Annotated in this window: 9 protein-coding genes; all 9 read left to right on the top strand. The window is 46.9% G+C overall.

Features of this window, described 5'->3' with window-relative positions:
* Positions 1–76: 76 nt before the first annotated feature.
* Positions 77–2,242, top strand: coding sequence for a GH92 family glycosyl hydrolase (locus NBH07_RS11660; RefSeq protein WP_009275205.1), 2,166 nt, complete (start codon positions 77–79; stop codon positions 2,240–2,242).
* Positions 2,243–2,266: 24 nt separating this feature from the next.
* Positions 2,267–3,415: a beta-1,2-mannosidase gene (locus NBH07_RS11655; RefSeq protein WP_121956091.1), complete on the top strand. Its 1,149-nt coding sequence runs from the start codon at positions 2,267–2,269 to the stop codon at positions 3,413–3,415.
* Positions 3,416–3,434: 19 nt separating this feature from the next.
* Entirely contained in the window at positions 3,435–4,829 is a 1,395-nt protein-coding gene (locus tag NBH07_RS11650) for an SGNH/GDSL hydrolase family protein (protein ID WP_121956090.1), read from the top strand.
* Positions 4,826–7,165 carry a GH92 family glycosyl hydrolase gene (locus NBH07_RS11645; protein WP_009275207.1) on the top strand — a complete coding sequence of 780 codons (2,340 nt, stop codon included), beginning with the start codon at positions 4,826–4,828 and terminating at the stop codon, positions 7,163–7,165. Before NBH07_RS11650 ends, NBH07_RS11645 begins: the two co-directional genes overlap by 4 nt.
* Before the next feature lie 17 nt (positions 7,166–7,182).
* Positions 7,183–9,456: a GH92 family glycosyl hydrolase gene (locus tag NBH07_RS11640; protein ID WP_156682570.1), complete on the top strand. Its 2,274-nt coding sequence runs from the start codon at positions 7,183–7,185 to the stop codon at positions 9,454–9,456.
* Between the two features lie 85 nt (positions 9,457–9,541).
* On the top strand, positions 9,542–10,363 hold the full coding sequence (locus tag NBH07_RS11635) for an alpha/beta hydrolase (protein WP_009275209.1): 822 nt from the start codon (positions 9,542–9,544) through the stop codon (positions 10,361–10,363).
* 548 nt (positions 10,364–10,911) lie between these two features.
* Positions 10,912–12,147, top strand: a complete 1,236-nt coding sequence (locus NBH07_RS11630) for a 3-phosphoshikimate 1-carboxyvinyltransferase (RefSeq protein ID WP_009275210.1) — start codon at positions 10,912–10,914, stop codon at positions 12,145–12,147.
* A 35-nt stretch (positions 12,148–12,182) separates the two neighbouring features.
* A complete protein-coding gene (locus tag NBH07_RS11625; protein ID WP_005860099.1) occupies positions 12,183–12,602 on the top strand; it encodes a hypothetical protein in 420 nt (139 codons plus the stop codon).
* Between the two features lie 17 nt (positions 12,603–12,619).
* Positions 12,620–13,423, top strand: coding sequence for a metal ABC transporter permease (locus tag NBH07_RS11620; RefSeq protein ID WP_005860097.1), 804 nt, complete (start codon positions 12,620–12,622; stop codon positions 13,421–13,423).
* The last annotated feature ends 4 nt before the right edge of the window (positions 13,424–13,427 follow it).

Genomic DNA, 13,427 nt, shown 5'->3' with positions numbered 1-13,427 from the left:
TATTACGCCGTAAGTGTTTTATTCTATTGAAGGGTATATAGTATAAAAGGCTAAATAATAAAAAGGATCTATTACCATGTTTAAATGTAAACAGCTTTTAAGGCGAATATGTGTGGTTAGCTATGTTTTCTTGTTGTGTGGAGGTTTGGTAAATGCGTCAAATCTCGTTTCTAAGACCAATACCCTGATAGGGACTCAAGGTAATGGGTGGGCTTCCGGATATTTGTATCCGGGGGCTACCTATCCCTTCGGTATGGTACAGTTTACCCCGACTTATTTCACGAAACAACTAGGCTTTGTCATCAATCAATTGAGTGGTGCGGGATGCGATCATATGGGAAATTTCCCTACGCTTCCGATTGCCGGAGCTTTACGGGTTTCTCCGGATAGTATCTTGAATATGCAGACTCCGGTCGGCAAGGAGATCGGAACGGCCGGTTATTACGCAGCCACCGTAGATCATTCTATACGTGCGGAATTAACCGTTACGGAACGTACGGGTATGGCTCGTTATACGTTTTCTTCCAAGGAAAAGCAGGGTACCGTGATTATCGGAGGAGGAGTAGCCGCTACCCCTATCCAAGTAGCCGCTATTAAGATTACGGGTCCTCATAGTTGCGAGGGATATGCGGAGGGTGGTGCTTTCTGTGGAATCCCAACTCCCTATAAGGTTTACTTTGTGGCTGAGTTCGATGCGGATGCGGAGAGTTTTGGTACATGGAAGGAGGAGCGACTACATGCGAATCATACGTTTGCGGAAGGCAGTCACTCGGGGGTGTATTTTACTTTTCCGTTGAAAGAGGGGAATCAGGCGGTGCAGTATAAGATCGGTGTTTCTTATGTCTCGGTGGAGAATGCCCGAGAGAATTTGAGGGTTGAGAATCCCGCTTGGGACTTCTCTGCGGTCCGTCAGGCGACGCAAGATAAATGGAATGAATACCTCGGGAAGATAGAGGTAGAGGGAGATAACGAGGATCGCCAGATGCAATTCTATACGCATCTATATCGTTCATTAATCCATCCGAATGTTTGTAGCGACGTGAATGGGGAATATATGGGGGCGGATAGCCAAGTGCATAAGACAGCCCGAAAATTCTATACCTCTTTCAGTAATTGGGATACGTATCGTACGCAGACTGCTTTGATCGCTATGCTAGCTCCCGAGGAGACCTCGGATATCGTTATGTCTCATTACTTATTTGCCGAGCAATCCGGTGGTGGCTTCCCCCGTTGGGTACTGGCGAATATAGAGACAGGTGTTATGCAGGGGGACCCGACTCCGATTCTTGTAGCCAATGCGTATGCGTTTGGAGCTCGCACCTATGATCCTCGAACTTTACTGCGGACTATGCGTTATGGAGCAGAAGTGCCGGGGGCTAATTCCCAAGGTGTTTTGACTCGACCGGGCTTGGAACAGTATTTGGAGAAAGGGTATTACGACGCTTCGATCTTACTGGAATATACATCTTCTGATTTTGCGATTGGCCGTTTCGCCTTGCAAGCCTGCAATGATGAGCCGGTTTGTAATTGGTATACGCAACGGGCGATGAACTGGAAGAATCTTTTTAATAAGGAGACCGGTTGGTTGCAGTCCCGAAACGAGGATGGCTCGTGGAAACGTTATGATGCGGATTGGCGGGAATCGACATATAAGAATTATTTCTGGATGGTACCTTATGATTTGCAAGGGTTGATCGATAGTATAGGAGGAAAGGAAGCGGCGGAGAAGCGTTTGGATGAGATGTTCCGACGTTTGGACGCTAGTTATGGAGATGAATGGTTCGCCTCCGGTAACGAGCCTAGTTTCCAAATCCCTTGGATTTATAATTGGGCGGGGGCTCCTTATAAGGCGCAACAAGTGATCCGGCGTATACTGAACGAACAATATAGTAGCCGTGTGAACGGTTTGCCGGGCAACGACGATTTAGGATCGATGGGAGCATGGTATGTCTTTGCCAGTATCGGTTTGTTTCCAGAGATTCCCGGAGTGGGAGGTTTCTCTGTGAATAGTCCGGTATTCCGTAAGATTGTTTTACATTTGCCCGAGGGAGACGTGATTATCAAGGGGGGAGATGAGAAAAAAGAGTATATCCATTCCTTAAGTCTTGATGGAAAGAAGATGGAGGGCACTTGGATCGATTGGTCGGATTTATATCGGGGGGCGACCTTGGAATATAAATTATCCGGGAAGCCGGATAAGACGTGGGGAACTCGGATAGCTCCCCCTTCATATGGAAAATAAATATAACTTAATACTACGAATAACATGATTAAAGAAACATTATTAGTCTCTACTTTCGGCTTATTGGGATTGGTTACCGTAGCTTGCGGCTCTCAAAAGAAAGACCAGACGGCGGAAGCTGTATCGGAAACAGCTTGGTGCTTGGACGGATTTGAGCGTCCGACAGGAGTGAATCCGGTAATTAAGCCGTTACCAACTAAGTTTTATTGCCCGATGCGGGAAGATTCTGTAGCATGGGAGGAGAGTGACACATTTAATCCGGCGGCTACGATTTACGATGGGAAGATCGTGGTGATGTACCGTGCGGAAGATAACTCCGCTCAGGGAATTGGTTCCCGGACTTCCCGTTTGGGATATGCGACCTCTACTGACGGTATCCATTTCGAGAGGGATACGAAGCCTGCTTTTTATCCGGCTAAAGATAATCAAGCAGAGAACGAATGTCCCGGAGGTACGGAAGATCCTCGTATCGCTATGACCGAGGATGGTACGTATGTCTTGCTATATACGCAATGGAACCGCAAGGTGCCTCGTCTGGCGGTGGCGACCTCAAAGGATTTGAAACACTGGACGAAGTTCGGTCCGGCTTTTGAGAAAGCCTATAATGGCAAATTCAAGGATGAGGCGACCAAATCCGCATCGTTAGTCACGACTTTAAAGGGAGATAAGCAGGTCATTGCGAAAGTGAATGGCAAGTATTTCATGTACTGGGGGGAGAAGAATGTATATGCGGCTACCTCCGATAATTTAACAGATTGGGACCCACTGTTGGACGAGAATGGTGAGTTGCTTAAATTGTTCTCTCCCCGTTCCGGCTATTTCGATAGCCAGTTGACCGAATGTGGACCTCCCGCTATCTTGACAAAGGATGGCATCGTTCTGTTGTATAATGGTAAAAACGAACCGGGAGAAAAAGGGGATACCGCTTATCCTGCGAACTCTTATTGTGCCGGACAAGCATTGTTCGATGTAAATAACCCGACAAAATTGATCGGTCGTTTGGATAAGCCTTTCTTGCAACCGACGGATGATTTTGAAAAAAGCGGTCAATACCCTGCGGGTACCGTATTCGTGGAAGGTCTGGTCTATTACCGGAATAAATGGTATCTGTATTATGGCTGTGCTGATTCATTCGTGGCTGTGGCCGTATCGGATAAACAATTGAACTTCTAAGTGTCCAAAAGTAAATAAGATGAGAACTAATCGATGGCTTTTTAGTTTGGCGTGTATGCTTTCTGTGTTTGTGTGTGGCAATGCGCAGAAAACTCCTTCCCCTTTTCAAAGGGGTGACCGGGTTGTTTTTTTAGGCAATAGCATAACAGAGGGTGGACATTATCATTCTTATATATGGTTGTACTATATCACTCATTTCCCGGATATGCGGATGCGGATGTATAGCGCCGGTACCGGTGGTGACAGTTCTTGGGATATGTTGGAACGGATCGAGGAGGATGTATATGGTAAAAATCCGACGGTGGTTACGGCTACTTTCGGTATGAACGATAGTGGTTATTTCGAATATAACGGCGATAATCCTACGGCTTTCGTGGAGCGGCAAATGTATCGGGTAGATACGACCTTTCAGGCGATGCAGAAGATCATGAAATCTCACAAAGATACAAGGGTGATCATGATCGGTGGCACGCCGTACGACGAGACTTGGCAAAATGAGAAAAATAAGCCTTTTCTTGGAAAGAACGCTACGATCCAGAAAATCATCCGTCTGCAAAGAGAGGCGGCCGTGAAGAATGACTGGGCGTTCGTGGATTTCCACAACCCGGTATTAGAGGTGAACAGGGTACAACAAGCGAAAGATCCGCGGTTTACCTTAATGCAAGGAGATCGGATTCATCCGGATAACCACGGTAATATGTTGATGGCCTATTTCTTCTTGAAGTCTCAGGGATTGGCGGGTAAACCGGTCGCCAAAGTTGATATCGATGCTTCCCGACGTATGGTGTTGGCGAACGAGAATTGTTTCGTGAATGAATTGAAAGTATCAGACAAGGGTACGATCTCTTTTACCTATTTAGCGAAGTCTTTACCTTATCCGATGGATACGATCTCTCGGGGTTGGGAGAAGAAGCATACGCAATATGAGGCGACCTTGTACGCTCCGATTATGGAGGATCTTAATCAAGAGGTATTGCGGGTGGATGGATTGAAAGGTTCGTATAGGTTGGAGATAGACGGGGATTCAATTTCTACGTTTTCGGCCGAGGATTTGGCAAAAGGTATTAACTTAGCGGCGTTAACGAACACACCGCAATATCAGCAGGCCGTTCGGGTCATGCATTTGAATGAGGAACGTTGGAATATCGAGAAACGTTTTAGGGAATATGCGTGGACGGAATTTTATATCTTGAAGCGGAAGGGCATGTTATTTCAGGATAATATCGCCGCTATGGATACGTTAAGGGCGAACCTTCATACGAATATCTTCTTGGCCGGCCATCTGGATAACTACTCCAAGATGATGTATCCGGAGATCCGGGAGGCTTGGAGCCAACAAATCGATATGTTGGTGGATCGTATGTATCAGATCGCCCAACCGAAGGTACGTAGAATAGAACTTATAAAAAAATGATACGACTAGTAAGAAATTTAAGATGGATAACGACCACGGCGTTATCGCTTGCGTTGGTGGGAACTGCCTGTTCCGGTCCGACCCGGACTATCGAGGAGGTTCATTTCTCTGATTATGTAAATCCCTTTATCGGGGCGAGTACGAATACGGAGGCGGCCGGTGCTTACCATGGCTTGGGGAAGACCTTCCCCGGTGCGACTACCCCTTTCGGTATGGTACAGGTAAGTCCGAATACGATTACGGGGGGCGACAATGGTTCCGGATATAGCTACGAGCATGAGACGATCGAGGGATTCGCTTTTACGCAGATGAGTGGTATCGGCTGGTATGGTGATCTGGGTAATTTATTGGTAATGCCTACCGTGGGCGATCTGCGCACGAACTCAGGAAAAGAGGGGGGCGTAGCCGGGTATCGTTCCCGGTATGATAAATCTTCCGAGGAGGCCAAGGCTGGATATTATAAGGTATTGCTGAGCGATTACCAGATACAAGCGGAGGCGACAGCGGCTCCTCATAGCGGTATGCTGAGATTCGTTTTCCCCGAGAATAAGCAGTCCCGCATCCAGTTGGACTTAGCCCGTCGTGTAGGAGGTACTTCTACGTATCAGGCGGTTCAAGTGATAGATGACCATACGATCGCCGGACGAATGGAATGTACGCCGGAAGGTGGAGGCTGGGGGAATGGTGAAGGTTCTTCCCGATACACCGTGTATTTTTATGCGCAGTTTTCCAAACCGTTGAAAGATTATGGTGTATGGAGCGTGGATATCCCGGCAGGGCAGGATCGGCATCGGGAATTCGTGGAGAGTCCGGCTTTCCAGATATTGACAGCGAACGCAAAGATTTCGGAGAGACCAAAGGCATATGAGGGCGAGCACCTCGGGTTCTTTACGGAGTTTGAGACTGAGGCGAATGAGGAGGTTCTTTTCAAGGCTGGTATTTCCTTTGTAAGCTTGGAGGGTGCGGAAAAGAACTTGAAAGCGGAGATCAAGGATTGGGATTTTGATGCGGTACGTTCTCGTGCCCGCTCGTTATGGGATACGGCTTTGGCTAAGATGGATGTCAGCGGTGGAACGGATGAGCAGAAGGTGATCTTCTATACCTCCTTGTATCATACAATGATCGATCCGAGGATTTACACGGATGTGGATGGTCAATATATGGGCGCGGACGGAAAAGCGCATAAGTCGGATACGTTCACGAAACGTACGATCTTTAGCGGTTGGGACGTGTTCCGTAGTCAGATGCCTTTGCAAACGATTATTAATCCGGTATTGGTGAACGATTTGTTGAAGTCATTGACAACGATGGCAGAGGAGAGTGGCCGTGAGTACTATGAGCGCTGGGAGTTGTTGAACGCCTATAGCGGTTGTATGTTAGGAAATCCGGCTATATCGGTCTTGGCGGATGCCTATGCGAAAGGTATTTGTAGCTTGGATATGGAAAAGGCTTATCGGTATGCGGATAAAACCTCGAGAATGTTCGGGAATGCGGAGTTGGGCTATACCCCGAATCCGCAGAGTATCTCCAAAACCTTGGAGTATGCGTATACGGAATGGTGTATGTCTCAGTTGGCGAAATCATTAGGAAAACAGGAGGATGCGGTTTATTATGCGAAGTTGGCTCAGTCTTACCGGAATTTATATGATGCGGAGAAACATAGCTTCCGCCCGAGAGAAGCGAATGGCCGGTTTGAGGCTTGGCCGGAAGAGGGTAAGCTGAAGGAATGGTACGGCTGTATGGAATGCAATGAGCTGCAACAGGGGTGGTTTGTGCCTCATGATATTCCGGGTATGGTGGAACTGATGGGAGGAACGGAACGGGTGATCGCCGATCTGGATACGATGTTCGACAAGACACCAACAGATTTCCTGTGGAACGCTTATTACAATCATGCGAACGAGCCGGTTCATCATGTGCCTTTCTTGTATAATCATTTGGGACAGCCGTGGAAAACCCAGAAATGGTCTCGTTTCATTTGCGATAAGGCGTATAAGAATAAGGTAGAAGGCTTGGTTGGAAACGAGGATGTCGGTCAGATGTCCGCTTGGTATGTATTGGCGGCATGTGGTTTGTATCCGGTTTGTCCGGGAGATACTCGCTATGAGATATCCAGCCCGGTTTTTGAGAAGACTGAGATTCAGGTTGGCGAAGGGAATACATTTATCATACGAGCCAACCGAAATACCCCGGAAAACACCTATATCCAATCCGCTAAATTAAACGGGACGGATTATACGAGATGCTATCTTGATTATAGGGATATCATGAAAGGTGGCGTACTAGAATTGGAGATGGGCCCCGAGCCGAATACAAATTGGGGCGTGAATAATTAATCAGTAAATAAAATAACATGAAACTCAATACTTTTTATAAACAGGGGGCGGCTTTAGCCCTCTGTTTAACCCTCTCTTTCCCTGTTTTTGCGGAGAAAGACTTGGTACAATACGTAAATACTTTGCAAGGAACAAACTCGACTTACGAATTGAGTTGGGGAAATACCTACCCGACTACGGCGGTTCCCTATCCCATGAATAGCTGGTCTCCACAGACCGGGAAGAATGGTGATGGTTGGAAATACCAATACTCGGCCACTACGATCCGGGGTTTCCAACCGACGCATCAATGTAGCCCTTGGGTGGGAGATTACGGGGTATTTTCTTTGATGCCTGTATCGGAATTGGTTGTTGATGAGTCCAAACGGGCGACTCCGTTCTCTCATGATAAAGAAATTGCCAAGCCTCATTATTATAAGGTTACGTTGGAGAATGGTATTACCACGGAGTTCTCGCCAACTACCCGTTCCGCTCATTTCCGTTTTTCCTTTCCCGCGAAGGGAGACGCTTTTCTCGTACTGGATGGCTATACGAAAACCAGTCAGGTACAAATCGATGTAGCGAACCACCGGATCACCGGCTATGTACACAATGGGGCTTTCTCTCCGAAGACACATAAGAATTATTTTATCATTCAATTTGATAAACCTTTCGTTAGCTATGGTACATGGGAGAATCGTAAGAATACGATCCAGAAGAATAATTTGAGCCGGGAAGGGGAAGGTATCGGTGCCTATGTACAATTTGCGAAAGGCTCTAAGGTACAGGCCAAGGTCTCTACCTCTTATATCAGTCCGGAGCAAGCGGAGGTTACGATGACTCGTGAGCTAGGTAAGCACTCATCGGTAGAAGTGACGAAGCAAGCGGCTGCTGATGTATGGAACCAGCTATTGAATCGTGTGTTGGTGGAAGGTGGAACCGAGGAGGATATGAAAACCTTCTACTCCTGCATGTTCCGTGCCAATTTGTTTTCCCATAAGTTTTATGAGGAGAAAGAGGATGGTTCTCCTTACTACTATAGTCCGTACGATGAGAAGATTCATGATGGATATATGTTTACCGATAATGGTTTTTGGGACACTTTCCGTTCCCAGTTCCCGCTGACCAATATCTTGCACCCTACGATGCAGGGGCAATATATGCAAGCCTTGCTAGACGCTCAGGAGCAATGTGGATGGTTACCTTCTTGGTCGTTCCCGAGTGAGACCGGCGGGATGGTAGGGAATCACTCGATCTCTTTATTGACGGATGCTTGGGTGAAGGGTATCCGCACTTTCGATCCGGAGAAAGCCTTGAAAGCGTATGCGCATGAGGCGATGAATAAGGGACCTTGGGGCGGTGCCAACGGATGGGTTCGTTGGAAGGATTATTATCAGTTGGGATATATACCTTATCCGGAATCCATGGGATCTACGGCACAGACGTTGGAATATTGCTATGATGACTTTTGTGCGTATCAGTTGGCGAAAATGACTGGGAATAAGTTTTATGAGGAGGTCTTTGCCCGCCAGATTTATAATTACAAGAATGTGTACGATCCATCTGTCGGTTTTATGAGAGGTCGTAAATTGGATGGTAGTTGGGCGGATTTCGATGCTTTCGAATGGGGCGGTCCTTATTGCGAGGGGAATGCTTGGCATTACAATTGGTCGGTTTTCCATGATGTCCAAGGGTTGATCGATTTGACAGGAGGTGATGAGCGTTTCGTGGCGAAGATCGACTCTGTTTTCGCTTTACCCGGTATCGTGAAATATGGAACATACGGAACGAAAATTCATGAGATGCTGGAGATGGAATTGGCGAAGATGGGACAGTACGCCCAAGGTAATCAACCGATCCAGCATATGATTTACTTGTATAGTTACGCAGGCCAGCCTTGGAAGACGCAATATTGGATTCGTCAGGTGATGGATCGGTTATATAATAGCTCGGAAAATGGTTATCCGGGTGATGAGGATCAAGGCGGTATGTCTTCTTGGTACGTATTGAGCGCGTTGGGAATCTACAGTGTTTGCCCGGGGACGGATGAGTATGTATTGGGTAGCCCGAAATTCCGGAAAGCTACGATTACGATGGAGGATGGCAAGAAGTTCGTGATCGAGGCGAAAGGGAATAGTAAGGATAACGTATATATCCAAAACGCTACCTTGAACGGGAAGAGACATACACGTAATTATATCCATTACAGCGATATCGTGAATGGGGGCGTGCTGGAGCTTCAAATGGGCAATCAACCGGAGAAGACGAGAGGAACCGCGAAAGAGGATCGTCCTTTCTCGTTAAGTAAATAAGTTTTTGGCTGTAAAATCTGTATATTTGTCCCCGTAGTTCCTTGAAAACAAGGCTACGGGGAATTAATCATTAATGTTCACTGATATGAATTGGATGAAAAAGGTAGCGGTAGCGTTGGTTTGTTTGCTTCCGCTCGGTTTACAGGCGGCGAAGGTAGATACTTTGCAAGTGAAAAGTCCTTCGATGAATAAAAGTATAGAGGTAGTCGTGGTAAGTCCGGATGTGGCTGCGACGAAAGCGTGTCCGGTGATTTATTTGTTACATGGCTATGGCGGTAACGCTCGTACATGGGTCGGTATCAAGCCGGATCTATCTAAGATCGCTGATGAGAAGGGTATCTTTTTCGTATGCCCGGATGGTAAGAATACGTGGTATTGGGATAGCCCTTTGAACGCTGATGTACGGTATGAGACTTTCATCTCGGATGAGTTGGTGAAATACGTGGATTCCCATTATAAGACCGTGGCCGATCGTAAGGGACGTGCTATTACCGGCTTGAGCATGGGTGGACATGGCGCTATGTGGAATGGCCTTCGTCATAGCGATGTTTTCTCCGCTGCGGGAAGTACTAGCGGTGGCGTGGATATCCGCCCTTTCCCGAAAAACTGGGAGATGAGCGTGCAAATAGGTGAGAAGGCGAAATATCCGGAAAACTGGGAGAAGTACACGGTTATCAATTTGGTTCCAACCTTGAGGAAAGACCAGATCGCTTTGATCTTCGATTGCGGTGACAGCGATTTCTTTTTGGAGGTGAATAAGAACTACCACGAGGCGTTATTAAAACAAGGCATCGACCACGACTTTATCACTCGTCCGGGTAATCATGATTCACAATACTGGAATAATTCTATTGATTACCAGATCCTCTTTTTCTGGAAGCATTTCTTGAAGATGAAGGCCTTGTGATAAGACCGTTTGGCGATTTGACATTCTGACATTTTGTAAACTAAAGTCCCGGAGAACCGATTTTTCCGGGACTATGTACGACTCATTGCCAAATACGCAAGGATAAAACAATAATTCGTTCATTGATAATACAATACCGAAAAACCGCCTTTCATTCTAGCGAAAATAATTCATCCTAATTCATATCCATTGACTTCTTCGGGCTATCCGATAGGGTTACGACTGGGTTCTAACCGGGTTACGATGCCTATTCACGACTACTGACAACCCTATTCGTGACTGTTTATAATGCCTAACGGCAGTATTGGTGTCGCCCAACGCGACTATACGTGTAGGCTTTTGTCGCCTTTCGTGCCTAAAAACGGGAATACTCTCACTTAAAAGGGCGTTTTATTGCCCCTTACGTCTACTGGTTGGGGCGATTCAAACGAATGCCTTGTCACGATTCGCATTCGAAAAGAAGCATAAAGAAAGTTTCCCGCTGTTATACTCCATATGTACGCTAATTTTCGTACTTTTGCTTCTTGAATCTTGAATATACGAAAGCGATGAATTATCAGATAGATGCTCCGGGTTCCGCTATCCGGACTACCGTAAAGCTTCCCGCTTCTAAAAGTATCAGTAACAGGGCATTGATCTTGAATGCGCTAAGTTATAGCGCATACGATGTGGAGAACTTATCCGATTGCGATGATACAAATTTGATGGTAAAGGCATTAAACTCGAACGATCGGGATTTTAATGTGGGTGCGGCGGGTACGACGATGCGTTTCCTTACTGCTTTCCTCTCGAAGGTGGTGGGCGAATGGACGATTACGGGAACCGAACGCATGAAGAACCGTCCGATCAAGGTGTTGGTGGATGCGCTGAACGCTTTAGGCGCCCGGATCGAGTACATGGAGAAGGAGGGTTATCCCCCTTTGCGTATTTTCGGAAGCGCCTTGCAAGGCGGAGAGATCTCGCTACCGGGAAATGTTAGCTCTCAATATATATCCGCTATCTTGATGATCGCCCCGTTAACAGAAAATGGGGTTACGTTGCATTTGGAGGGCGCTATTATCTCTAGGCCCTATATCCATATCACCTTGCAATTGATGGAGCAATATGGAGTGAGAGCCTCTTGGACGGAGAATACGATCAAAGTACTTCCCCAAGAGTATAAGCCGATTCGTTTTACGGTGGAATCCGATTGGAGTGCCGCTTCTTATTGGTATGAGATCATGGCGTTATCGAAAAATGCTGAGATCGAATTGTTAGGTTTATTCAAGAATAGCTTGCAGGGAGATGCCGCCGGAGCGAAGTTGTTCGCTCAATTGGGAGTGGGCACTACTTATACGAAACGTGGAGTAGTGTTAAAGCATACTGGAAATATCTGTGAGAAGTTGGTTTATAACTTCGTGAATGAACCGGATTTGGCTCAAACCTTTGTGGTGACTTGCGTGTTATTAAATATCCCTTTCCGCTTTACGGGACTTCAATCATTGAAGATCAAGGAGACGGATCGGATCGAGGCATTGAAGACAGAGCTTCGTAAATTAGGTTATGTGTTGACGGATCGCAATGATAGCATCTTGGAGTGGAACGGTGAACGCAGGGAACCGGAGTCGCATCCGGTAATCGCCACTTACGAGGATCATCGGATGGCTTTGTCATTCGCTCCCGCCGCTTTGGTACGTCCCGAGGGGATAGAGATCGCCCACCCGCAAGTGGTCAGCAAGAGTTATCCCCATTATTGGGAAGATCTTAAGGCCGCTGGTTTCTCTATTAGGGAATCAGCCCTTTAATTTTCAGTTTTCAATTCTCAACTTTCAATTGAATTATGTGGTACATTGTCATAAGTCTTATAGGTCTGGGTGTCGTAGCCGCTATCGCCGGGTATTTCCGGAATAAGAAACTTCAGAAGATGCTGGAACGGGGGGAGATCTCGGAGATCCCCGAGGCACAGGAGATTCCGGAGGTTTGCTGCGGACAACATGAGACTTGCGAGCGGGATAGTTTATTAGCCGCCGTCAGCAAGAAAATCGAATATTATAACGATGAGGAACTGGATCGGTTCCAAGGAGTGGAAGCGGACGCTTACGATGAGGAAGCCGTTGAGGAGTTTAGTGAAGTGCTTTATACCCTCCGGGAAGTGGAGGTGGCCGGTTGGCTCCGTAGCCTGCAATTGCGAGGGATCAATTTGCCGGATGCCTTGAAGGATGAGGCATTCCTGATCATTGGCGAACGCCGTACTCATTAATTTAGGAAACGAATCATATGGATTTATTGCAATATGCCTTTTTTCAGAATGCCTTGATCGGGAGCTTGCTAACCGCTATCGCTTGTGGGATTGTCGGGACTTACATCGTATCCCGCCGGTTGGTATTTATCAGCGGAGGGATCACGCATGCTTCGTTCGGAGGTTTGGGCTTGGGTTTTTATCTGGGAACAAACCCGATCTTGATGGCGATGTTGTTTTCGATCCTCTCTGCCTTTGGCGTGGAGTGGGCGAGCAAGACGCAAAACGTAAGGGAGGATTCCGCCATAGCGGGCGTATGGTCGCTGGGTATGGCTTTGGGCGTGATCTTTATCTTCCTTACGCCGGGGTACGCCCCGAATCTGTCCGCTTATTTGTTCGGTAATATCTTGACCATCTCTACGGCCGATATCTTATGGATTTTAGGGTTGGTGGTATTGTTGATACTCATATTCTCCCTTTTCCTCCGTGAGATTGTTTACGTGGCGTTCGATCGTGACTTCGCTGTCACGCAAGGCCTACCGGTAAAATGGATCGAGTATACGATGATGTGCTTTATTGCCATGACAATTGTTCTTTCGATCCGGTTGGTAGGGATTATGCTATTGATGAGTTTGCTGACCTTGCCTCAAATAACGGTGAACCTGTTTACTTCCGACTTCAAGAAGATCATGTGGGGAAGTATCGCGATCGGCTTTCTGGGTTGCGTGTCCGGACTGGTTCTTTCTTATTTCCTGAACGTGCCTTCCGGTGCGTTTATCATCTTGTTTTTGGTGGTCCTCTTTTTGGCCTTGAAAGCAATAAAACCGTTGTTACGGCGTTAATTAA

This window comes from Parabacteroides sp. B2-S-102, from assembly GCF_023656665.1.
Lineage (GTDB): Bacteria > Bacteroidota > Bacteroidia > Bacteroidales > Tannerellaceae > Parabacteroides > Parabacteroides distasonis.
Note: the sequence above shows the minus strand (reverse complement) of the source record. Positions and strands in the feature narration are given on the sequence as shown.

Excerpts from the sequence above, each read along its gene's own strand:
- NBH07_RS11660 (WP_009275205.1), top strand. The coding sequence starts at position 77 with ATGTTTAAATGTAAACAGCTTTTAAGGCGAATATGTGTGGTTAGCTAT.
- NBH07_RS11655 (WP_121956091.1), top strand. The coding sequence starts at position 2,267 with ATGATTAAAGAAACATTATTAGTCTCTACTTTCGGCTTATTGGGATTG.
- NBH07_RS11650 (WP_121956090.1), top strand. The coding sequence starts at position 3,435 with ATGAGAACTAATCGATGGCTTTTTAGTTTGGCGTGTATGCTTTCTGTG.
- NBH07_RS11645 (WP_009275207.1), top strand. The coding sequence starts at position 4,826 with ATGATACGACTAGTAAGAAATTTAAGATGGATAACGACCACGGCGTTA.
- NBH07_RS11640 (WP_156682570.1), top strand. The coding sequence starts at position 7,183 with ATGAAACTCAATACTTTTTATAAACAGGGGGCGGCTTTAGCCCTCTGT.
- NBH07_RS11635 (WP_009275209.1), top strand. The coding sequence starts at position 9,542 with ATGAATTGGATGAAAAAGGTAGCGGTAGCGTTGGTTTGTTTGCTTCCG.
- NBH07_RS11630 (WP_009275210.1), top strand. The coding sequence starts at position 10,912 with ATGAATTATCAGATAGATGCTCCGGGTTCCGCTATCCGGACTACCGTA.
- NBH07_RS11625 (WP_005860099.1), top strand. The coding sequence starts at position 12,183 with ATGTGGTACATTGTCATAAGTCTTATAGGTCTGGGTGTCGTAGCCGCT.
- NBH07_RS11620 (WP_005860097.1), top strand. The coding sequence starts at position 12,620 with ATGGATTTATTGCAATATGCCTTTTTTCAGAATGCCTTGATCGGGAGC.